Genomic DNA, 21439 nt, shown 5'->3' with positions numbered 1-21439 from the left:
CCACTCTCACGGGATCATTTGAATTCGACAGGGAAACCGATTGCGGGCGACGGCAGATCAACGCCGAACCACTGTTTGAACGATGCCGCATAGGTCGGGAATTCAACGCCGGTCATGGCTTCATGCAGCGCGGTGTTGACGAAGTTCAGCCAATCCTGATCGCCGCGTTTGACCGCGCAAGCGTAGGTCTGCGGGCTCCAGGCGTAAGTCGGGCTACGGTAGCGGCCAGGGTTCTGCACCATCAGGTATTTGACCGAAGACTGGTCGGTGGCGGCGGCATCGGCACGGCCGGAGTTAACCGCCTGATACATCAGGTCGACGCTGTCGTACTGATCGACCTTGGCCTTGGGCAGTGCCTGATGCACCAGTTCTTCGGCATAGACGTTTTGCAGCACCGCTACGGTGACGCTGTCGCCGCCGGTCTGCAGGTCTTCGATTTCCTTGTACTTGCTGTTGTTAGGCAGCAGCAGGCCAACGCCTTCGCGGTAGTACGGCAGGGTGAACGCAACTTGCTGCGCACGGCTGGCAGTAACAGTGATGAACTGGCAGCTCATGTCGACTTTGTCGGTGAGCAGATTGGGAATCCGCGCATCGGACGACTGCACGACAAACTCGACTTTGCTCGGGTCGTTGAACAGACCTTTGGCCACCATCCTGGCGATGTCGATATCAAACCCCTGCAACTTGCCGTCCGCGCCCTGAAAGTGCCACGGCGCATTGGTGCTGCCGGTGCCCACAATCAATTTCCCACGGGCCAGAACCGCATCGAGCTTGCTGTCGGCTGCCTGGGCCATACCCATGGCAGCGGACGAAGCCGCAAGAACAAAAACACACGCTTTGAACAACGAAGGACGGCGATGCATGGCAAGCACTCCAGGATGGTGTTTATTCCGCTATACCGGAACATGGTTTGTTACTACGGAATAGACAGCAGAAAGTGTGCCACAGGATTGATTCAAAATCCTCGGCGAATCGAAAAACCAATCAGTTCAAACGGTTAGAAAAATTCGGGAATGCAAAAGCTGCCGAAACATTTCCCGGGTTCGCGCTACCGAAGGCAACCCGATGGGAAGTAACGTCACATTTGTGTGCATCTGGTTGCTCGATTGAGTCCACGACCAAACCCAACTCGGGAATTAAAAGACGTCTGAGCAGCGACAGCCGTTCATCGGATTTACGGCTGCACCTGTCAGAGTTGACAGTTGTCGAGTGCCAGGTTTACGAGCCTACTTCGCAGGCCAATCATGGCTTGAACCACTCCCGATAAGGATATTCGTAATGGCTAATCTCATTAAGAACGGCGATTTTTCTCAGCAAGGCGCGCATTGGACGGCGACCGATCCAGAGAATGTGAGATTTGTAACCGGTCATTGCATTATTGCTGCACCAGACTCAATCAGTCAGGACGTTCCCACTGGCGCTGGCGGCGGCGGACAATTCATGCTTTTCGCCAGAGTGAAAACACTTTCTGGCCATGCTGCTCGTATCACTGTGCAGCCGCTTCCCACAGGCGAGCCAGTTCACCTTGACCTTCATGGCGGTGCGGAGTGGGTAGTGCTGTCGGAGAAATTCGAGGTACAGATCTCGACAATCGCTTTCAGGGTCACACTGGAAGCCAGTGATGGCGAGTTTGGTGTCCCAGGCTCTTATTTTGGCGATGTGACGCTCTCGAAACTGCTCTGACACTGAAGTCTGACAAAAGGGGTCATCGGCCAACGGTGACTCGTTTCTTCGTCCTGGGTATGCATTGCCGACGTAGCGAGAAAAGGAGTTTCCAATGAGTTCGACAGGCCTTCACTCAATGCTGCCGCCGACCTACCGCAAAGCCCTGAAAACCTGGCGTCCGGTGATCCTCTACTTCGCCAACGAACACTGCCCCGCGTGCGAATGGGCCGGGCCGGTGTTCCGGCAGATCGCCGAGCCTTATCGGCATCGCGCCAATATCTACATGCTCAACACCAGCGAATCGCCGCGCCATCCGCAGGTGACGGGCACGCCAACGGTGCTGTTCTACAAGGACGGCAGGCTGGTTAAAAACCTCAAAGGCATCGGCACTGAAGAAACCCTCGCACGGGATTTCGCCGAGCATATCGGCAGGACCAAAGCCCCCTCAGCCCCGCGTAAACGCTCGCATGATCTGCCTTGGCTGCGCCGAACGATGCGTACTCTGCGTACTGCCACCCGGGCACGCCTTCGAAGTCCGTATTGAACGTGCAGGCTGCATAGTTCTCGTGGCATCGACTCAGACAAACAGATTGTCATCGCTGGCAAGCCAGCTCCCACAGGTACTCGGGTGAATTCGCGAAAAGCGTCTTCAGCACAAACTGTGTGGGAGCTGGCTTGCCAGCGATGGGGCCTTTCGCCCTGCCCTTCTTTTATGCGGCGGCGCGCACCAACATGACCCGCGTTACCCGCCGTTCCTCGACGGCGACGACGGTCATCTGCCAGTCAGCATATTCCAGTCGATCGCCAATCACCGGCAGCCGATCCAGCAAGCTCATCACCAGCCCGGCCATCGTCTGATAGTCCTCGGTCGGCTCGGCACCGAAGCCGGTGCGCTGGCGAACTCGCGCAAGGTTCAGTGCACCACTGACCATAAAACCGCCCTGCTCTTCGAGCACATCCGGGCCTTCAATTTCACTGGCATCGGGCAACTCACCGGCAATCGATTCGAGAATGTCGGTCATGGTCAGCACGCCGACGAAGTCACCGAATTCGTTGACCACGAAAGCAATGTGGGTCGACGCCGCGCGCATCTGCTCCAGTGCGTTGAGGATCGAAAAGCTGTCGAGCAGGTTGATGGTCTTGCGTGCCAGATGCTCCAGGTTGGGCTCGGCGCCAGCCAGGTATTCCTTGAGCAACTCTTTCTTGTGCACGAAGCCCAATGGTTCATCCACCACACCGTCGCGGATCAGCGGCAGACGCGAGTAGGACGAGTGCATCAACTTCGTGCGAATCGCCTCGGCATCGTCCGCCAGATCGATGGTGTCGACGTCGGCGCGCACGGTCATCAGGCTGCGGATCGGCCGCTCGGCCAGTTGCAGCACGCCGCTGATCATCACGCGCTCACGGCGGTCGAACAGCTCGGCGCTCGGCGCGTCACCATCGTCCAGCAGGTCGGAAATCTCTTCGCCGACCTCCTCCACCGCCAGCTTGCGACCGCCCAGCAAACGCATCACCGCATGGGCCGTACGTTCACGTATCGGCCGCAAGCCCTGCATCGAACGTTTGCGTCGGGCCCGGGCGATCTGGTTGAACACCTCGATCAGGATCGAGAAACCGATGGCCGCGTACAGATAGCCTTTCGGGATGTGGAAACCCAGACCTTCGGCGGTCAGGGCGAAACCGATCATCATCAAGAAGCCCAGACACAGCATGATCACCGTCGGGTGTGCGTTGACGAAGCGGGTCAGCGGCTTGCTCGCGACAATCATCAGGCCAATGGAGATGATCACGGCGATCATCATCACCGCCAGTTCATCGACCATGCCCACGGCGGTAATCACCGCGTCCAGCGAGAACACCGCGTCGAGCACCACGATCTGCGCGACGATCGGCCAGAACAGCGCATAAGCGGTGTTGGTCGAGCGCTCGCCGACATGGCCTTCCAGCCGTTCGTGCAATTCCATGGTGGCTTTGAACAGCAGGAACACGCCACCGAACAGCATGATCAAGTCACGCCCGGAGAAGCTCTTGTCGAACACCTCGAACAACGGCTGCGTAAGGGTGACCAGCCAGGAAATACTCGCCAACAGGCCCAAGCGCATGATCAGCGCCAGCGACAGGCCGATGATTCGGGCTCGGTCGCGCTGATGCGGTGGCAGTTTGTCGGCAAGGATTGCAATGAACACCAGGTTGTCGATACCCAGCACCAGTTCCAGCACGATCAAGGTCAACAAGCCTAACCAGGCCGTGGGATCCGCTAACCATTCCATAAAATGTCTCTATCTCTCTTCAGTGAATTCAGGCTGCCGGACACGGCAAAGCGCAACGCGAAGGCTGTGAAGCCGCGTTATCAACGATAGTCAGGTGTCGGAAAACTGGATGCTGCGAGTGCGTCAAGACCGCGCCGTGGCGCGAAGGAAAGGTACGACTGGGAGGCTCCGAGAGGGTGTTCATGTAAATCCTGAATGAAAAAAGGCCTTGAAGCGTACAGGCAGGAGTGACTTTTCCTACAGTGCGAAATCATTTCAAAATCTGTACGCCGTAAAGGTGGGGGGTTACTGATGACCTCTTCGCGAGCAAGCCCGCTCCCACATGGGAACGCGGTCACCCGTGGGAGCGAGCCTGCTCGCGAAGGGGCCAGAGAGAAAACGACTAACGTCCGGCAAAGCGCAATCGGGACAGCTCGCGCAAATCGCCTTCGACGTAATAATCATTGGTCCAATGGTCATCCACCGCCAACGGACTGACCTGCTTCAACGCCAGTTTTTTCGCGAAATAACGAAAGCGGTAATGCTCATAAAACCGCAACAGCTCCAGGCCATAACGATCGGCCAGATCGGTATCACCGCGAATGATCAGGTAGTTCTCGTCGTTGCCATTGCTGGCCGAAGCACTGAGGTTGTGACTGCCACTGATGATGGTCGGAGCGTCCGTGGTGAAGTCAGTGACCACGGCTTTGGTGTGCACCAGCAAATTACCTTTCTGGCCTTTCATGTTTTCACGCAGCCAGCCTTCCAGACCGGTATTCAGCAACGCGGTTGCAGCGAATTCAGCCGTTCGATCAGCATGGAACCCGGTGATGCGACTGACCGTGTTTTGCAGGCCATAACGCAGAATGTCGTCATGTGGCTGGCCGAGCAAGGCGTTGAGGACCGCATCGGGCAACGTAAACGCCGTGACAAACAAGACGTCCTTGCGGGCCGCTTCAATGATTTTGACGAACTCGTGCAGATCGCCGCCGCCGGTACGCGGCGAGAACCCGGCAAACAGTGGCTGCGCAGGGTCCATCGGGTTGTGCTCGGTGATCCAGTCGCGGGTCTTGCCGACGTCGTCGGGCAGCGCCCAGATCTGCTCGAAGACTTGCAGGTAACTGGCCCCCATCGCCTTCTCGTCCAGTACATGCACGACGTTGGCCTGACGGTAAACACCGTTCGAAGTGAAGTTGGTACTGCCGCACAACACGGCCTGGGGCTGGCGTTGACCGGCCGCATCCAGTCGGCTGAGAACGATGTATTTGTTGTGGAAGATGTTGTGTGTGACGCGCCCGCGCTTGCTCGACGCGGGCAGTTTGGCCAGGCTCGCCTCGTTGATTGTGGTGTCTTCGTCATCGGGTCGGGCGTGATACAGAACGCGAATCCGTACACCACGCTCGAAGGCTGCATTCACGGCGTCGACGATGGCTTGCAATTGATATTCGTAAATGGCGATGTCCAGTGCCCACTGCCCATCGACCGCGCGCTCGATAAACCCCAGCAAACGTGCGAGTAAGCCGTTCTCCAGCCATTGTCGCGCCGCATCAGGCCAGGCTTCGATGGGCATGTTTTTGTTGGCGCTGATCTGCGCATCGAGGTCGGGAAACTTGCGCTGGAACGCCTGACTGGCGGCCACGGCACGATTGAAAATCACGCTTTGATCGGCTGGATGACCGTCGTCGCTGATGACGGTCAGTTCCAGAAACTCACCCAGTTGGGGAGCATCCGGCGTGCCATAAGCGAGGTGGACGCGATAGTGAATGGTCATCCCCGGATTCACCGCGTAATCGGCCCAGCGGAATTTCTGTAGCGGAGCCTTATCGCTGGGGGTGGCGTGAAACTGCGGGAACGTGTGGGGTTTACCGGGGAAGGTCAGGCTGTTGAAGAGAAACAGCCAAGGCTTGTCGCCTTGCTGTTTTGCGATGGCGAATCCGAGCAGACCTTTGCGCCGGGGTTCGGCCAGATCCATCGCCAGCAGCACGCCGTTGGTACCTGCGTAGGCTTTGACGCGGAAGTCGTCCTGAGGGTTCTTGACCAGAATGCGCATCGCTCACTCCTTGTGATTGCGGCTGGGGTGCAGCATAGAGCAGTGCTGCGAATTGTGGTCAACAGATCCGAGTCCGAGTGGAGGCCATCGCGGGCAAGCCCGGCTCCCACAGTTCCCGAGGCGGACACAATGCCTGGGGTCAACAGAAAAACCTGTGGGAGCGGGCTTGCCCGCGCTGAGGCCCGGTCAGACGACACCTGAATCAGAGGTCGTCGATGTGCCGATAATCCGCTGCTAACGCCCCCGCCAGATCCCGCGCTCGGCCCAAGCGAATCGGCCCGCGTTCGATATCGATCAACAGACCCGGACAATCCAGCGTCGGCAAGCCTGACCAGGCTTTCAAACGCCCGTCCGTGACCACCAGCAAGCGTTGCTGCTCGGCCGGAAAACGCTTGCGCCGCACCGTCAGCCATTGCTGCGCCTGCGCCAGTGCCGCGAGCAACGGCGTCCCGCCCCCCGCGCCCAAAGCATCGAGCCAGACACGCAAACCGCTGGACGCCTTCAAGCCCTGCACCTGCCACTTCGGCGCCGCGCCACTGGCGGTCAGTAACGCCAGCCGCGCACGCTGGCGATAGGCGTCATCAAACAGTTGCGCGAGCAGGCCTTTGGCATCGCGCAGCGCGTGATGGCGGCGCGTCGAGGCCGAAGCATCGACGATCACCAGCCACAACTCATGGGGCGAACGAGTGCGCAGTTGAAACAACAGATCTTCCCGGCTTTGCGGGCGGCCGTTAAGCAGCGTTCCCGGCCAGTTCACCGCGCCACTGCGAGCCGCATGACGTTTGCCCTGGCGTCCGTTATCCAACCGTCCGGCGCGGGGTCTGGCATTCGCCCCCGCGTCAGACCGGGGGCGAATGCCTAGGGCTTTTTTTCCAGTGGCCAGCTCGGCACTTCGCGGCGGGCACCGGTGGCAAGTGCCGGGGCCGGCATGTCGCCCCACTGGCCCTGCCCTTCGCTCGGGTCCGGACTGGCCGCCGCGTTTGCCGGGGATTGCGCGGGTTGTTGAGGAGTGGAAGGCATTTGTTCGCGACGACGATGGCGCAGGGCAAATTCGGCGACAGCGTCGATATCCTCTTCGGCGATGGCCGTGGCGCCACGCCATGCCGCGTGAGCGCGAGCCGCGCGCAACCACACCAGATCAGCACGCAAGCCATCGACGCTGGCGGCGAAACAACGCTCGGTGATGTGCGCCAGCGCGGCATCGTCCAGAGGAATGCCGGCCAACGCGCTGCGGGCGTTTTCGCAACGCTCGCGCAGGGCCTGTTGTGCGCTTTCCCACTGGGCACAGAATCCTTGTGGATCGCTGTCGAAATCCAGCCGCCGGCGAATGATCTGCCCGCGCTCGGTCGGCGCGGTATGGCCACTGAGCGCGACGTTGAGGCCGAAGCGATCAAGCAACTGCGGGCGCAACTCGCCCTCTTCCGGGTTCATGGTGCCGATCAGTACAAACTTCGCCGAATGCCGGTGGGAAATACCGTCGCGCTCGATCAGGTTGGTGCCGCTGGCAGCGACGTCTAGCAACAGATCGACCAGATGATCGGGCAGCAGATTGACTTCATCGACATAGAGCACGCCGCCGTCAGCCTTGGCCAACACGCCGGGGGAAAACTGCGCGCGGCCGTCGCTGAGGGCGGCATCGAGATCGAGCGTGCCGACCAGGCGTTCCTCGGTCGCGCCCAGCGGCAAGGTGACGAACTGGCCGCTGGCGAGCAGATCTGCGAGGCCTCGGGCCAGGGTGGATTTGGCCATACCACGCGGGCCTTCGATCAGCACACCGCCGATTTTCGGGTCGATGGCGGTGAGGCACAGGGCGAGTTTCAGGTCATCGGCGCCGACCACGGCGGAGAGCGGGAAATGTGGGGTGTCAGTCATTTGGGCTTTTCTCTTTCGTGGTCTTTGGTGTGCTTGAGGGTTGCAGGGTGTCAGGTAGAAATACTCTCACCCTAGCCCTCTCCCAGAGGGAGAGGGAACTGACCGTGGTGCTCTTTTGAAGTCCACCGACTTGAACTATCCAGTCGAACTCAAGTTTGAACAGCGCACAGATCGGCTCCCTTTCCCGTGGTGCTCTTTTGAGGTTCACCGACTGAACTATCCAGTCGAACTCAAATTTTGAACAGCACACAGATCGGCTCCCTTTCCCGTGGTGCTCTTTTGAGGTCCAACGACTGAACTATCCAGTCGAACTCCAGTTTTGAACAGCACACAGATCGGCTCCCTTTCCCCCTCTCCCCCTTGGGGGAGAGGGCTGGGGTGAGGGGGTGGCGTTCTTGAGTGCGTTACATCTCTTCTTCTATATCCAGCAACAGATTCTCCAGCGCCTCTTTATAAGCACCAGGTTCCTGCCACATCCCCCGCTGCTGCGCTTCCAGCATGCGTTCGGTCATGTCGCGCAATGCATGCGGATTATGCTCGCGGACAAATTCCCGGGTCGCCGGATCCAGCAGATACGCGTCCGCCAACAATGCGTACTGGTGATCGTCGATCAACTGCGTGGTCGCATCGAACGCAAACAGATTATCGACCGTCGCCGCCAGTTCGAACGCGCCTTTATAGCCGTGCCGCTTGACCCCGTCGATCCATTTCGGGTTCGCCGCCCGCGAACGGATCACCCGGTTCAGCTCTTCTTTCAAGGTGCGGATCTTCGGCAGATCCGGCTGGCTGTGATCGCCGTGATAACTGGCCGCCGCTTCGCCGCGCAGGGTTTCCACGGCGGCGAGCATGCCGCCCTGGAACTGGTAATAGTCGTTGGAGTCGAGCAAGTCGTGCTCGCGGTTGTCCTGATTCTGCAGCACCGCTTGCACTTGACTCAAACGCTGGACGAACTGTTCGCGAGCGGCGGTGCCTTCGTCCGCACCGCCATAAGCGTAGGCGCCCCAGTTCAGGTAAACCTCGGCCAGATCCTCGCGGCTCTGCCACAGCCGACCGTCGATGGCGCCCTGCACGCCTGCGCCGTAGGCACCCGGTTTGGCGCCGAAGATCCGCCATCCGGCCTGACGCCGTGCAGCGTCTTCATCGAGGCCCGATTGCAGCAGTGCCTCGCGTTCGGCGCGGACTTTGGCGGCCAGCGGATTGAGATCGTCCGGCTCGTCCAGTGCAGCGACTGCTTGCACTGCAGCATCGAACAGGCGAATCAGGTTGGCGAAGGCGTCGCGGAAGAAACCCGAAACCCGCAGGGTCACATCGACACGCGGACGGTCGAGCAGGCTCAGCGGCAGAATCTCGAAGTCATCGACCCGTTGGCTGCCGGTGGCCCACACCGGACGCACACCCATCAGCGCCATGGCCTGGGCAATGTCATCGCCGCCCGTGCGCATGGTCGCGGTGCCCCAGACCGACAGGCCGAGCTGGCGCAGGTGATCGCCGTGATCCTGCAAGTGCCGTTCAAGAATCAGCGTGGCCGACTGAAAACCGATGCGCCAGGCAGTGGTGGTCGGCAGGTTGCGCACGTCCACCGAGTAGAAGTTGCGTCCGGTTGGCAGCACATCGAGACGGCCACGGCTAGGAGCGCCGCTCGGGCCAGCGGGGACGAAACGCCCGCTCAAGGCGTCGAGCAGGCCGCGCATTTCGGCGGGGCCGCAGGCGTCGAGGCGTGGGGCGACGACTTCGCGCAGGTTTTCGAGGATCGCGTCGACTTCAGCCCCACGCGGCCCCTGTAGGAGCGAGCCTGCTCGCGATGGCGTCAGGTCGGACAATTCAGTTTTGAATGACACACCGCTATCGCGAGCAGGCTCACTCCTACAGGGGTTGTGCAATGTCTGGGAGATCAGTTCGGCGGCAAACAATTCGAGGCGTTCTCGGGTATCGCCGGCGGTGCGCCAAACCTCGTCGCTGACCGATACCAGTTCCTCCGGCCGCGGGCCAAGCCACGAATCGGCCAGTGCACAATCGAGTGGATCGAAACCCAATTCAAACGCCTTCGCCAACGCCCGCAGCAAACTCGACTGCGCACCCTTGCCATCGCCGCGCGGAATGCGCAGCAGCGCCAGTAGCGTATCGATACGCAAACGCCCGGTCGGTGACTCACCGAAAATATGCAACCCATCGCGGATCTGCGATTCCTTCAAGTCGCACAAATAGGTATCGAGACGCGGCAGCCAGATCGCCGCATCGGCATCGCTGTCCAGCGCCGCATCGAGTTGCAGCTCGCGGTCGATTTGCGTGTCACGCACCAGTTGCAGAATGTCCCGCTGCAGTTCACGGGCGCGGCGCGGATCGAGCAGTTGCGCTTCGTAATATTCGTCGGCCAGCAGTTCCAGATTACGCAGCGGGCCGTAGGTTTCGGCGCGCGTCAGCGGCGGCATCAGGTGATCGATGATCACCGCTTGCGTACGCCGTTTGGCCTGGGCGCCCTCGCCCGGGTCGTTGACGATAAATGGATAGATATTCGGCAGCGGCCCGAGCAATGCATCCGGCCAGCAGTTCTCGGAAAGCCCGACGCCTTTGCCCGGCAGCCATTCGAGGTTGCCGTGTTTGCCGACGTGGATCACGCCGTGGGCAGCGTAGTTACTGCGCAGCCAGAAGTAGAAGGCGAGATATCCGTGGGGCGGCACCAGATCCGGATCGTGATACACCGCGCTCGGATCGACCTGATACCCCCGCGCAGGTTGAATGCCGACGAAGGTCAGGCCAAAGCGCAGGCCAGCGATCATCATGCGCCCGCCGCGACACATCGGATCGTTTTGCGGCGGCCCCCACCGCTCGATCACGGCAGCGCGATTGGCCTCAGGCAGCGCGTTGAACATGGTCAGGTATTCATCCATCGCCAGGCTTTGCTGGCATGGGCGCAGGTCAAGCGTATCGAGGTCATTGCTGACGCCACCGAGCAACTGCTGGATCAACTCGGTGCCGCTCTCCGGCAACTGCGCCGTGAGCGGATAACCTTCGGCCTGCAAGGCGCGCAGGATATTCAGCGCCGCCGCCGGCGTATCCAGACCGACACCGTTGCCGATGCGTCCGTCACGAGTCGGGTAGTTGGCGAGAATCAGCGCAATGCGTTTCCCGGCATTCGGCACCCGCGCCAGATCGATCCAGCGCCGCGCCAGTTCGGCGACGAAATCCATACGCTCAGGTTGCGCGCGATAACAGACCACGTCGGACTGGCTGCGCTCGCTGCGCCAGGCCAGATCCTTGAAGCTGATCGGGCGGCTGATGATGCGCCCGTCGAGTTCCGGCAAGGCAATGTGCATCGCCAGATCCCGTGGACCGAGGCCCTGCTCGCTGTCACGCCAGCCGGGCTCGTTGTCTTGGGCACAGATGGCCTGGATCACCGGAATATTGCGACGAAACGGCCGTAAATGCGGCGCTTCAGGGCTGGACTGGGCGAAACCGGTGGTATTGAGAATCACCCCTGCCTCGACCTCATCCAGCCAATCTTCGACGACCGACAGACAGCCGGGCTCTTTCAGACTGGCCACGGCAATCGGCAACGGATTAAGCCCCGCCGCTTGCAAGCGCTGACAGAAAACATCGATGAACGCGGTGTTCGCCGCTTGCAGGTGCGAACGGTAAAACAGCACCGCCGCGACCGGTTGCTCCGGCAGCCAATCGGCTTGCCAGTCACTCAGCGCAGCGGTGTTTTTGTTCGGGTAGTAAATCGCCGTGCGCGGCAGGGTCTGCGGCTCACCCCAGGCGTAATCGCGGCCGAGCCAGCGGTTGCCCAGACAACGGAAGAAATCCAGCGCATTGCCCATGCCGCCCTGACGCAAGAATTGCCAGAGACGATCACGATCCTCGGCGCCGACGGTGCTCAAGTCGCTGAGTTCCGGATCGGGGCGATCATCACCCGGCACCAGAATCACCTGTACACCACGCTCGGACAGTTCGATCAAACGCTCGACGCCGTAGCGCCAATAGGCAATGCCGCCGTGCAGCGAAATCAGAATGACCTTGGCGTGACGTAGCACTTCATCGACGTACAAATCGACCGAAGCATGATTTTGCACCTGCATCGGGTTGGCCAGACGCAGGCTCGGATAATCCTCGGGCAACTGCTGCACGGCTTCGGCGAGCAGCGCCAGACTGGAGTCGCCGCTGCACAGGATCACCAGCTCGGCGGGGGTTTGTCCAAGGTCGGCAATGTTGTCATCCGACACGAAACCGCCGGGCTGGGTCCTGAGCAGGTGCATGGTTTAAACGCTGAGCGCGGCGCGCAGTTGCGCTTCGAGTTGCGCCGCGTCGAGCTCCTGACCGATCAACACCAGGCGCGTAACGCGCGATTCCTCGGCGCCCCACTGACGGTCGAAGTGCTTGTCGAAACGCGTGCCCACACCTTGAATCAGCAGGCGCATCGGCTTGTTCGGAATGGCCGCGAAGCCTTTCACGCGCAGGATGCCGTGCTTGACCACCAGTTGCGTCAGCGCGTCGAGCAGCAGGCTCTCGTCGGCTTGCGGCAGTTCGATGGAGATCGAATCGAAGGCGTCGTGATCGTGGTCATCGTGTTCGTCATCGCCTTCACCGTGGTGGTGATCGTGATGGCTGTGGCGGCTGTCGATGTGTTCTTCAGAACCGGCACCGAGGCCGATCAGCACGTCCAGCGGCAGGCGACCGTTGCTGGCTTCGATGATTTTCACCGCTGGCGGCAACTCTTCGGCGACTTCAGCGCGGACGCGAGCGAGATCTTCCGGGCTGGTCTGGTCGGCCTTGTTGAGGATTACGAGGTCGGCGCTGGCCAGTTGGTCGGCAAACAGTTCGTGCAGCGGCGACTCGTGGTCGAGGTTCGGGTCGAGTTTGCGCTGGGCATCGACCTGATCAGGGAACGCAGCGAAAGTGCCAGCGGCCACGGCCGGGCTGTCGACCACGGTAATCACCGCGTCAACGGTGCAGGCGCTGCGGATTTCCGGCCACTGGAAGGCTTGAACCAATGGCTTCGGCAGGGCCAGGCCGGAAGTTTCGATGAGGATGTGATCGAGGTCGCCACGACGCGCAACCAGTTCGCGCATCACCGGGAAGAATTCTTCCTGAACGGTGCAGCACAGGCAGCCGTTTGCCAGTTCGTAAACGCGACCGGTGGCTTCTTCTTCGGTGCAGCCGATGGTGCATTGCTTGAGGATTTCACCGTCGATGCCCAACTCGCCGAACTCGTTGACGATCACCGCAATACGGCGGCCCTGAGCGTTGTCGAGCATGTGCCGCAGCAGTGTGGTTTTGCCCGAGCCGAGGAAGCCGGTGACGATGGTGACGGGGAGTTTGGCCAGTGTTTTCATCGGATGCCCTTTGGCAAGGTGGCGGGCAAACGGGACGAGATCCGCGGCGCAGACGCGCGCGGAAGAATTCGCCACCGGATCACCCCGCCCGGTTGTAGTGAGAATCTTTGACGAGGCAGGTCTCCTGGCTGACGGTGTTCAGGCCTTGGGCCTGGTATTCGCTGCGCCTTCCCGCTGGCTCATGGGTTGAGCTGGCAGTGGCGTGGCAGTGAATTTCACCGTTCACAGTTGCGGGGGCAGCCGCGGCTTGGACCGCGTTCCCTTCTTAGCTCCGGTTTGTGCCGGAGAACCTCGAAAGCGCAAGGCTACGCATGGTGTGGTGGCGGGTCAATGGGGTTGGGTTTTAGGTTTGGGGGCATATCCGTTGCTGCGGTGATGGCTGCTTAGGGTTCCGCCCTTACGGCGGGTCACTTTTTGCAGACGACGAAAAATTTAGGTTTGGGGGTATATCCGTTGCTGCGGGTGTTGCTGATTAGGGTTCCGCCCTTACGGCGGGTCACTTTTGGCAAACGCCCCAAAAGTAACCAAAAGGGCTGCTCCCTGACGTACGGCACTTCGCCTAGGCTCAGTGTTCCCTCGCTACGGTGTCCATCCGGGGGCATCGCCTCCGGTTTGCTTCGCTGCACCTCCTCTCGATGTGTTTGGCTTCGCCAAACGGCGCTGCGCGCCTACCCCGGATGAACACCTCCGCTCGGCCTGCCGATGGGCCTGAAGATCAAGAGCAGGATCAAAAGCCAGATCAAGAGCCCCTCACCCTAGCCCTCTCCCGGAGGGAGAGGGGACTGACCGAGGTGTTTGGGAGAGCTACGCCGACATGAAATACCGAGTCGAACTCAGATTCTGAAAGGCTCAAAAATCAGCTCCCTCTCCTTGGGGAGAGGGCTGGGGTGAGGGGCAAATCCAACACAAAACCAAAGCCGACCGCAAGCTTCTCAACACTCAACACAATGAGCGTCACCTCGAGTACCGCTCTTGATCTTCACCACTCATCACAATGAGCGTTAGCTCAAGTACCGCTCTTGATCTTCACCACTCAACACAATGAGCGTTAGCTCGAGTACCGCTCTTGATCTCAGCGCCCGTCGGAAGGCTGAGCGGAGGGATTGATCCGGGGGTGGGAGCGCAGCGACCGTTTGGCGCAGCCAAACACATCGAGAGGAGGTGCAGCGCAGCAAACCGGAGGCGATGACCCCCGGATCGATCCCGCAGCGAAGGAACCCGAGCCACAGCGAGGGCCGTACGTCAGGGTAAAGCCTTTTTGGTTACTTTTTCGGCGTCTGGAAAAAGTGACCCGCCGTAAGGGCGGAACCATAGGCAGCCGTTACCGCAGCACCGGATCCACCCCCGCAAAAAATTGACTAAAAACCCACCCCCATGCTCTCCTACACAACTTGTTACGGGTGCCCTTCACAGGGTGAAACGGGAAACCGGTGAATCATGTGCTTTACTCTTAAGCCATGTCAGTCCGGTGCTGCCCCCGCAACGGTAAGCGAGCGAAGCGTCAAAACCACTGTGCCCGCAAGGCATGGGAAGGTGACGCTTGCAGGTCGGCTTGACGCCAACCCCTCGTGAGCCCGGAGACCGGCCCATAACACACAGCCGCGCATTTGTGCGTCGCTGAACATAACAAACCCGCGGTGGGCGGGCGCTGTTCGAACCTCTGCGTGCCCGACTCGCAGGGGTTTTCATGCGCTCTATTCACCCGCTGACACTCCAGAGGGAAGCGCCATGTCGATCATCACCAGCACCGGCAGCAACACAGACAAAATCGCCAGCAGCAGCACGCTGAGCCAACGTCTGACCGCCGCCATCTTCGCGTCGATTCTCGGCGCCAGCCTCGTCTATTTCGCCGGTTTCTCGCACATCGAAGCGGTCCATAACGCTGCGCACGATACCCGCCACAGCGCCGCATTCCCGTGCCACTGAGACCTGCCGACATGATCAAGCGAATTGCACAAACCGCAGGTTTCACCGGCCTGCTGGCCGCCCTGCTCCTCACGCTGCTGCAAAGTTTCTGGGTGTCGCCGCTGATTCTGCAGGCCGAAACCTTCGAGAAAGCCGAACCTGTGGCGGAAGTTCACGAACACGCCGCCGGCACCGCCGCACACACCCACGATGCCGAAGCCTGGGAGCCGGAAAACGGCTGGCAGCGCGTCGTCTCGACCACTGGCGGCAATCTGGTAGTGGCCGTTGGTTTCGCTTTGATGCTCGCCGGTCTCTACACCCTGCGCGCGCCGACCAAGACCTCGCAAGGTCTGCTTTGGGGCCTCGCTGGTTACGCCACTTTCGTACTGGCGCCGACCCTGGGCTTGCCGCCTGAACTGCCAGGCACTGCCGCAGCGGATCTGGCTTCGCGGCAGATCTGGTGGATCAGCACCGCCGCCTCCACCGCTGCCGGTCTGGCGCTGATTGCGTTCAGCCGGCACTGGCTGATGAAAGTCCTCGGCGTGGCAATTCTCGCCGTGCCACATGTGATCGGCGCACCACAACCGGAAGTGCATTCGATGCTGGCTCCGGAAGCCCTCGAAGCCCAGTTCAAAATCGCTTCGCAGCTGACCAACGTCGCGTTCTGGCTGGCTCTTGGCCTGATCAGCGCCTGGCTGTTCCGCCGCAAAAGCGATGGTCAATACCACGCATGAGCAATGACAGCGCAGCGCCGACCTTTGTGGTCGGCCTGGGCTGCCAGCGCGGCTGCCCCGCCAGCACGTTGCGCGCGTTATTCGATCAAGCCTTACAGGCTCATCGCATCGACCTTCTGGCAGTCAAGGCTTTGGCCAGCATCGACTTGAAGCGCGATGAACCGGGTTTACAAGAGCTCGCCGCGCAACTGGCCCTGCCCCTGCTGTACTTCAGCAGTGAAGAACTGGCCAGCTACCAACAGCGACTGAGCCACCATTCGCAAATCGCCTACGAACGCACGGGTTGCTACGGCGTGGCGGAAAGCGCGGCACTGGCCCTCGCCGAGCAACTGATTCAGGCCCCGGCAAAACTGCTGATTTCTCGACAAAAATACGCACAGGCAACGTTGGCATTGGCCGGTGCCGCGTAAAATCCCGATAATCCCCGCCATCGATCATGAGCAATCTTCATCTGAAGCGTTGCCGTGCTTCTTTTTCAAAGGATTCAACGATGACTGTTTACTTCATCGGCGCCGGCCCCGGCGACCCCGAATTGATCACCGTCAAAGGCCAGCGGCTGATCCGCAGTTGCCCGGTGATCATCTACGCAGGTTCGCTGGTGCCGGCGGCAGTGCTTGACGGTCATCAGGCTGAAACCGTGGTCAACAGCGCGGAGTTACACCTGGAGCAGATCATCGAATTGATCAAAACCGCCCATGCCAAAGGTCAGGATGTGGCGCGGGTACACTCGGGTGATCCGAGCCTTTATGGCGCGATTGGCGAGCAGATTCGCTATCTGCGCGAGTTGAATATTCCATTCGAAATCATCCCCGGCGTCACCGCCACCGCCGCCTGCGCGGCGTTGCTCGGCGCCGAACTGACGCTGCCGGACGTGTCGCAAAGCGTGATTTTGACGCGTTATGCCGATAAGACCGCGATGCCGGCCGGCGAAGAACTCGGAAATCTGGCGCAACATGGCGCGACCATGGCGATTCATCTGGGGGTCAATCACCTGGAGAAGATCATCGCCGAACTGTTGCCGCATTACGGCGCAGATTGTCCGATCGCGGTGATTCACCGGGCGACATGGCCGGATCAGGATTGGGTGATGGGGACGCTGGCGGATATTGCCGGAAAGGTTGCGGCCAAAGGGTTTCGGCGCACGGCGTTGATTCTGGTTGGACGGGTGCTAGGGAGTGAGGTGTTTAGCGAGTCATCGTTGTATCGCGCTGGGCATGCTCACCTTTACAGACCGTGAATTGAATGACTTTTGTGGCTGGATACAAAACCTGTGGTGAGGGGATTTATCCCCGACGGGTTGCGAAGCAGCCCAAAAAAGAGGAACTGCTGCGCAGTTCATCGGGGATAAATCCCCTCGCCACAAAGTAGCCAGACCATGATCACTCTGGTGCATGCAGAAACAGGCATAAAAAAACGGCGCTCACGGGGCGCCGTTTTTCATGTCCGCAGCGAACACCTTAGTAGTAGGCGTTTTCTTTCTGCGTGTGGTCGGTCACGTCGCGAACGCCTTTGAGCTCCGGAATGCGCTCAAGCAGCGTGCGCTCGATGCCTTCCTTCAAGGTCACGTCGGCCTGGCCGCAGCCCTGGCAACCGCCACCGAACTGCAACACGGCGATGCCGTCTTCAACCACATCGATCAGGCTGACCTGACCGCCGTGGCTGGCCAACCCCGGGTTGATTTCGGTTTGCAGGTAATAGTTGATGCGCTCGTTGACCGGGCTGTCGGCGTTGACCATCGGCACTTTGGCGTTTGGCGCCTTGATGGTCAGTTGGCCACCCATGCGATCGGTGGCGTAGTCGACGACGGCGTCGTCGAGAAACGCTTCGCTGAACGAATCGATATACGCGGTGAAGCTTTTCAGCCCCAGCGCTGTATCTTCGGGTTTTTCTTCGCCCGGCTTGCAGTAGGCAATGCAGGTTTCGGCGTACTGGGTGCCAGGCTGGGTGATAAAGACGCGGATACCGATGCCCGGGGTGTTCTGCTTGGACAGCAGATCGGCCAGGTAATCGTGGGCGGCGTCAGTGATGGTAATAGCGGTCATGGAAACTCCTCGCAGGCTTGTGGCGGAGTTTACGCCAATCGTTGCGCCGGACAAAGTCCTAGTATTTTTGTCGGGAAAGATTCTCGACAGGCGCGTCGTCAATCCGTGCCTTGAGCCAACGGTAACTGCGTTTTTCCACCCATTCGTAGCTCAACCACGAACCGACGCCGATCGCCAGCGCACACACGGCGAACATCAGATAGGGATTGATCCCGTAGCGTCGAGCGATAAATCCCCCCGCCGACAGCACCAATACATGCATCAGATAAACCGAATAGGAACAATCACCGAGCAATTTCAGCACTCGATTGCGCTCGACATAGCGCTCCAGTGCGATACAGGCCATCACCAGCACCGCACTCGGCACGCCCCAGTTCAGCAGCCGTGGTGCCGGAGCCAGATGATAAATCGCCAACAAGGCGCCGACGATCCCCAGCAACGGTAGCCACAATCCCGCGCCGATCCACCCACGACGGTAGAGCACGCCAATGCCGATCCCCAGCAAAAATTCGTAGACGATGTCCGCCCGGTAAAACTCGTTGATCCAGCCGAATGCCTGGCATGCACTAAACAGCAGCGCCGCCACCACCAGCAAGCGAACCTGCCAGCGAAATACCAGGGCACAGGCGAACAGCACGTAAAACAGCATTTCGTAATTGAGGGTCCAACCGACATTCAGCGTCGGATAGATGCCATACCCTCCGGGGTTCTCGGTCGGAATGAAAAGCAGCGACAGCAGCAGATGAGCCCAATCCACCGTTTGATCCGGCAGCAACGGCTGGGCGAACACCACCAGCAACGCCATCAGCAACGTGTACAGCCAATACGCCGGGACGATGCGAAACAATCGATACAGCAGGAATTGCCCCGGCCGCAGGGTTTTGTCTTCGGTCGAGAGGAAAATCACCAGACCGCTGATGACGAAGAAAATGTCGACGCCCACCGCGCCCTTGTCAATGAACCACTGGCCCACCGGGCCTCGCGCTTCAAAGTCGAAGAAAATCTGCATGAAGTGATGGCAGACCACCGTCCACGCGGCGAGCGCACGCAGGGCCTGCACTGAAATCAACATCGACCGCTCCCGTCCACAATTCCTGAAGTGCCACTAAACCCTGTGGGAGCGGGCTTGCCCGCGATGGCGGAGTGTCAGGCCACATAAATGTTGAATGCGCCGCCCTCATCGCTGGCAAGCCAGCTCCCACAGGGAATTTGGGTCTAGTTAGAAATTGGGACAGCAGATCACTCTCAAACGATCAAAGATTCTCGTAGCGGTTCATGTCCAGCACGCCCTCTTCCACCGGATCGGTTTCGTGGAGGTACTGGCTCAGATCGTGGAAATAGAACCAGAATTGCGGGTGACTGCGGCGAATGCCCCAGCGTTCGACGATTTTCTCGAAACGATTGGCATCTTTGGCGTTTTCCATCGCATCGACAAACGCCGGAACCTGATCGGTCGGGATGTTGAAGATGAAGTTCGGATAACTGCTGAGCACGCCCGGATAAATGGTCAGCGTATCCAGCCCCGGTTGATAACGCAGCGACTCACCGAGCAAAAACGCCACGTTGCTGTGGGCACGGTTGCGCAACAGGCTGTAGACCTCGCGTTTGCCGCTGGCCGTTGCGATGCGCAACATGGTTGCTTCCGGCAATTGATCGATGACTTTCAGGCCAGCGGCCGGACGCGAAGCCAGGCGACTGAGGGCCTGTTCGGCATTTTGCAGCGCCGGATCAATGTTCGGCCGCGAGCAATACGCGCCATCACAGCGGTTGATCGGATCGGGCCGCGCATTGAGGTCGCCATAACGTGCGAGCAATTGCATGGCGAAGTCGTATTTCGGGTCTTTCTCGTCGAGCTTGAGCGCGGTCGGCTTGTCGTCGTCGATGGCTTCATAGTCGAGCCACATCTTGAACTGGCCGCTGCTCTGGTACCAATCGTTGAGGTAGTCCTCGCGGGAATCGGCCGGCATCAGGCGCAGGAAATTCTGTTCGGCGCCGTTGCGGATCAGGTCGAAATACAGACGCGTTTGCGCCTGATGGGAGACGTTACCGAATACATCGAAGTTGACCGCCAACTGGTAATACGTGCGTTCCAGCAACGGATAGTCGAACAGCCACATCGTCTGCGGCACTTCACCGATCAGGCCTTTGGTCACCGAAGCGCTGTCGAAGTGGCGGAAGATGCTCAACAGCGCGTTGTCGTTGCCGGCCCACAACGTCGACCAGCTCGGCGCGGGAATATCGGCGTAGCTGTCGCGGCGCAAAGCCTCGTACTCGTTTCGTTTGTTGCGGTAGTTATGCCACAGGCTCAAAACGCTGCCGACATCGTCGTTCTGCCCCGGCATGGCCAACAGCGGCGTGGCCTGGCCGCGATAGTTGGGGTCGGTGATGTACAGGTCATGTTCAGGGGCCTGGAACAGCGCCCAGAAGTTGTCGCGGATCACGTCGGTAGCGATCTGCCCACGGCACACCGGACCGCGAATAAAGGTGCGGACGAAGTATTCGGCGTTATCGAGCATGAACTGATAACGCGCCTGCGCCGGAATCGCTTCAAACGTGGCAAACGGGTTGGCGCGACTTTGCGGGCCGTAGCCGGGCAACGCGCTGACTTGCCAGTTGCCGTTGTAGAACAGGCTTTTGACCCGTGCCATCTTCGCCGCGCTGAGCGGATAGGTGATGTGGGTTTTATGCACGATCACCCCTTGCACCGGCCACAAGCGGTAATACACCTGGGTGCCCGGATCATCGTTGGGGCGACGGGTGGCAATCAGGTCGATCGGCTGACCTGTCGGGGTGCGCGAGCGCACCCACTGAAAGTAGTGCCCCGGCTCGCCATCCTTGAAATAGATGTGCGCCAGAAACAAGTGCTCGAACAACCAGCGCCCGACCAGACTCTGGCGAGCGCCCGGCGCATTGAGCAGGTTTTCCCACTGAACGATCTGCATCGCCTCTTTGGCACTCGGCGCCAGCCCTTGCTCGTCAATCGGCGCACCTGAGGCCAGCCAACGCTGCAACGTCTGATACTGCTGATCGGTGAGGCCGGTCACCGCCAACGGCATGCCTTCCTTCGGATGCGCCCCGGCATAGCCCTCGAATTCGGCGGGCATCGCACACATGTTCTCGCGATTGAGACCGAGCACGATGTCTTCCGGGAGTTTGGCGTTCGGCGTCAACGGGGTTTTGTGCCCCAGCTCAAGCATGCGCGCCATCAACGCGGCCTGACTGCCCAGGGCATCAAGCACCGAATAGAAGCCCTTCTGCTGCCAGGCGCGTTTGCCGAAGGCGTCGTAGAACAAGCGCGTGGTCGGTGCCGCTTGTGTGCGTTCGCCGTCATAGACCGGCATCTTGCTCGCGCCCCGACCCGCGCCTTCGCCACTGCCCAGATTGAGCTGGCAGGCAGAGTCATAGCACGCATGGCAGGCCACGCACTTCTCGGTGAAGATTGGCTGGATGTCGCGGGTGTAGGAAATGGAAGGCGAGATCGAGGGCTCTTGCGCCGCCGCGCCAAAGCTTAATAACAGCAACACAGTGCTGATGACGCGGTACGACATGCCCTTGATCCCGATCCTGAAAAAAACGCCGCGATTCTACAGTA

The 21439-nt window shown here is 60.0% G+C and carries 16 protein-coding genes and 2 riboswitches; of the genes, 6 read left to right on the top strand and 10 right to left on the bottom strand.

The window, feature by feature from the left end; all coding sequences use genetic code 11:
- Window positions 1-14 precede the first annotated feature (14 nt).
- Window positions 15-863, bottom strand: coding sequence for a transporter substrate-binding domain-containing protein (locus tag ACIONG_RS04790; protein ID WP_401297088.1), 849 nt, complete (start codon window positions 861-863; stop codon window positions 15-17).
- 415 nt (window positions 864-1278) lie between these two features.
- On the opposite strand from ACIONG_RS04790, the gene ACIONG_RS04785 reads away from it, so the two are divergent.
- The gene (locus tag ACIONG_RS04785) at window positions 1279-1683 is read left to right on the top strand and encodes a hypothetical protein (protein WP_401297086.1); all 405 of its coding nucleotides are present in this window, start codon (window positions 1279-1281) and stop codon (window positions 1681-1683) included.
- A 94-nt stretch (window positions 1684-1777) separates the two neighbouring features.
- A complete protein-coding gene (locus tag ACIONG_RS04780) occupies window positions 1778-2209 on the top strand; it encodes a thioredoxin family protein (protein ID WP_401297084.1) in 432 nt (143 codons plus the stop codon).
- A 166-nt stretch (window positions 2210-2375) separates the two neighbouring features.
- On the opposite strand, the gene ACIONG_RS04775 is transcribed toward ACIONG_RS04780, so the two are convergent.
- The 6 genes from ACIONG_RS04775 to cobW form a co-directional block, all read right to left on the bottom strand.
- A complete protein-coding gene (locus ACIONG_RS04775; RefSeq protein ID WP_401297082.1) occupies window positions 2376-3935 on the bottom strand; it encodes a transporter associated domain-containing protein in 1560 nt (519 codons plus the stop codon).
- 382 nt (window positions 3936-4317) lie between these two features.
- Window positions 4318-5964, bottom strand: coding sequence for a phospholipase D-like domain-containing protein (locus tag ACIONG_RS04770; RefSeq protein ID WP_401297080.1), 1647 nt, complete (start codon window positions 5962-5964; stop codon window positions 4318-4320).
- Window positions 5965-6166: 202 nt separating this feature from the next.
- Window positions 6167-6769 (bottom strand): VWA domain-containing protein, encoded by a 603-nt coding sequence (locus tag ACIONG_RS04765; protein WP_315448155.1) that lies wholly within the window; start codon window positions 6767-6769, stop codon window positions 6167-6169.
- A 53-nt stretch (window positions 6770-6822) separates the two neighbouring features.
- Window positions 6823-7836, bottom strand: a complete 1014-nt coding sequence (locus ACIONG_RS04760; protein WP_401297078.1) for an ATP-binding protein — start codon at window positions 7834-7836, stop codon at window positions 6823-6825.
- 404 nt (window positions 7837-8240) lie between these two features.
- Window positions 8241-12089, bottom strand: coding sequence for a cobaltochelatase subunit CobN (gene cobN, locus ACIONG_RS04755; protein ID WP_401297076.1), 3849 nt, complete (start codon window positions 12087-12089; stop codon window positions 8241-8243).
- A 3-nt stretch (window positions 12090-12092) separates the two neighbouring features.
- Window positions 12093-13166: a cobalamin biosynthesis protein CobW gene (gene cobW / locus ACIONG_RS04750; protein ID WP_401297074.1), complete on the bottom strand. Its 1074-nt coding sequence runs from the start codon at window positions 13164-13166 to the stop codon at window positions 12093-12095.
- 96 nt (window positions 13167-13262) lie between these two features.
- Window positions 13263-13475: riboswitch (cobalamin riboswitch) on the bottom strand.
- A 1072-nt stretch (window positions 13476-14547) separates the two neighbouring features.
- Window positions 14548-14771: riboswitch (cobalamin riboswitch) on the top strand.
- A gap of 123 nt (window positions 14772-14894) precedes the next feature.
- Between cobW and ACIONG_RS04745 the strand changes: the two genes are divergently transcribed.
- The 4 genes from ACIONG_RS04745 (at window position 14895) to cobM (ending at window position 17042) form a co-directional block, all read left to right on the top strand.
- Window positions 14895-15092, top strand: coding sequence for a CbtB domain-containing protein (locus ACIONG_RS04745; protein ID WP_401297072.1), 198 nt, complete (start codon window positions 14895-14897; stop codon window positions 15090-15092).
- Window positions 15093-15103: 11 nt separating this feature from the next.
- A complete protein-coding gene (locus ACIONG_RS04740) occupies window positions 15104-15805 on the top strand; it encodes a CbtA family protein (RefSeq protein WP_401297070.1) in 702 nt (233 codons plus the stop codon).
- On the top strand, window positions 15802-16215 hold the full coding sequence (locus ACIONG_RS04735; protein ID WP_315446999.1) for a cobalamin biosynthesis protein: 414 nt from the start codon (window positions 15802-15804) through the stop codon (window positions 16213-16215). Before ACIONG_RS04740 ends, ACIONG_RS04735 begins: the two co-directional genes overlap by 4 nt.
- Before the next feature lie 80 nt (window positions 16216-16295).
- Window positions 16296-17042, top strand: a complete 747-nt coding sequence (cobM, locus tag ACIONG_RS04730) for a precorrin-4 C(11)-methyltransferase (RefSeq protein ID WP_401297067.1) — start codon at window positions 16296-16298, stop codon at window positions 17040-17042.
- 220 nt (window positions 17043-17262) lie between these two features.
- Here cobM and nfuA read toward each other — a convergent pair whose 3' ends face one another.
- From nfuA to ACIONG_RS04715, 3 genes are all read right to left on the bottom strand, one after another.
- Window positions 17263-17847 carry a Fe-S biogenesis protein NfuA gene (gene nfuA, locus ACIONG_RS04725; protein ID WP_003225494.1) on the bottom strand — a complete coding sequence of 195 codons (585 nt, stop codon included), beginning with the start codon at window positions 17845-17847 and terminating at the stop codon, window positions 17263-17265.
- Between the two features lie 58 nt (window positions 17848-17905).
- Complete coding sequence (locus tag ACIONG_RS04720; RefSeq protein WP_401297065.1) at window positions 17906-18919, bottom strand: acyltransferase family protein; 1014 nt, start codon at window positions 18917-18919, stop codon at window positions 17906-17908.
- A 181-nt stretch (window positions 18920-19100) separates the two neighbouring features.
- Window positions 19101-21395, bottom strand: a complete 2295-nt coding sequence (locus ACIONG_RS04715; protein ID WP_401297063.1) for a fatty acid cis/trans isomerase — start codon at window positions 21393-21395, stop codon at window positions 19101-19103.
- Window positions 21396-21439: the final 44 nt, after the last annotated feature.

The organism is Pseudomonas sp. NPDC087817, assembly GCF_044742875.1.
Taxonomy (GTDB): Bacteria; Pseudomonadota; Gammaproteobacteria; order Pseudomonadales; family Pseudomonadaceae; genus Aquipseudomonas.
Note: the sequence above shows the minus strand (reverse complement) of the source record. Positions and strands in the feature narration are given on the sequence as shown.

What these genes read in the sequence shown, in the direction of transcription:
- ACIONG_RS04790 (WP_401297088.1), bottom strand. Translation starts at nt 863, where the DNA reads ATGCATCGCCGTCCTTCGTTGTTCAAAGCGTGTGTTTTTGTTCTTGCG.
- ACIONG_RS04785 (WP_401297086.1), top strand. Translation starts at nt 1,279, where the DNA reads ATGGCTAATCTCATTAAGAACGGCGATTTTTCTCAGCAAGGCGCGCAT.
- ACIONG_RS04780 (WP_401297084.1), top strand. Translation starts at nt 1,778, where the DNA reads ATGAGTTCGACAGGCCTTCACTCAATGCTGCCGCCGACCTACCGCAAA.
- ACIONG_RS04775 (WP_401297082.1), bottom strand. Translation starts at nt 3,935, where the DNA reads ATGGAATGGTTAGCGGATCCCACGGCCTGGTTAGGCTTGTTGACCTTG.
- ACIONG_RS04770 (WP_401297080.1), bottom strand. Translation starts at nt 5,964, where the DNA reads ATGCGCATTCTGGTCAAGAACCCTCAGGACGACTTCCGCGTCAAAGCC.
- ACIONG_RS04760 (WP_401297078.1), bottom strand. Translation starts at nt 7,836, where the DNA reads ATGACTGACACCCCACATTTCCCGCTCTCCGCCGTGGTCGGCGCCGAT.
- cobN (WP_401297076.1), bottom strand. Translation starts at nt 12,089, where the DNA reads ATGCACCTGCTCAGGACCCAGCCCGGCGGTTTCGTGTCGGATGACAAC.
- cobW (WP_401297074.1), bottom strand. Translation starts at nt 13,166, where the DNA reads ATGAAAACACTGGCCAAACTCCCCGTCACCATCGTCACCGGCTTCCTC.
- ACIONG_RS04745 (WP_401297072.1), top strand. Translation starts at nt 14,895, where the DNA reads ATGTCGATCATCACCAGCACCGGCAGCAACACAGACAAAATCGCCAGC.
- ACIONG_RS04740 (WP_401297070.1), top strand. Translation starts at nt 15,104, where the DNA reads ATGATCAAGCGAATTGCACAAACCGCAGGTTTCACCGGCCTGCTGGCC.
- ACIONG_RS04735 (WP_315446999.1), top strand. Translation starts at nt 15,802, where the DNA reads ATGAGCAATGACAGCGCAGCGCCGACCTTTGTGGTCGGCCTGGGCTGC.
- cobM (WP_401297067.1), top strand. Translation starts at nt 16,296, where the DNA reads ATGACTGTTTACTTCATCGGCGCCGGCCCCGGCGACCCCGAATTGATC.
- nfuA (WP_003225494.1), bottom strand. Translation starts at nt 17,847, where the DNA reads ATGACCGCTATTACCATCACTGACGCCGCCCACGATTACCTGGCCGAT.
- ACIONG_RS04720 (WP_401297065.1), bottom strand. Translation starts at nt 18,919, where the DNA reads ATGTTGATTTCAGTGCAGGCCCTGCGTGCGCTCGCCGCGTGGACGGTG.
- ACIONG_RS04715 (WP_401297063.1), bottom strand. Translation starts at nt 21,395, where the DNA reads ATGTCGTACCGCGTCATCAGCACTGTGTTGCTGTTATTAAGCTTTGGC.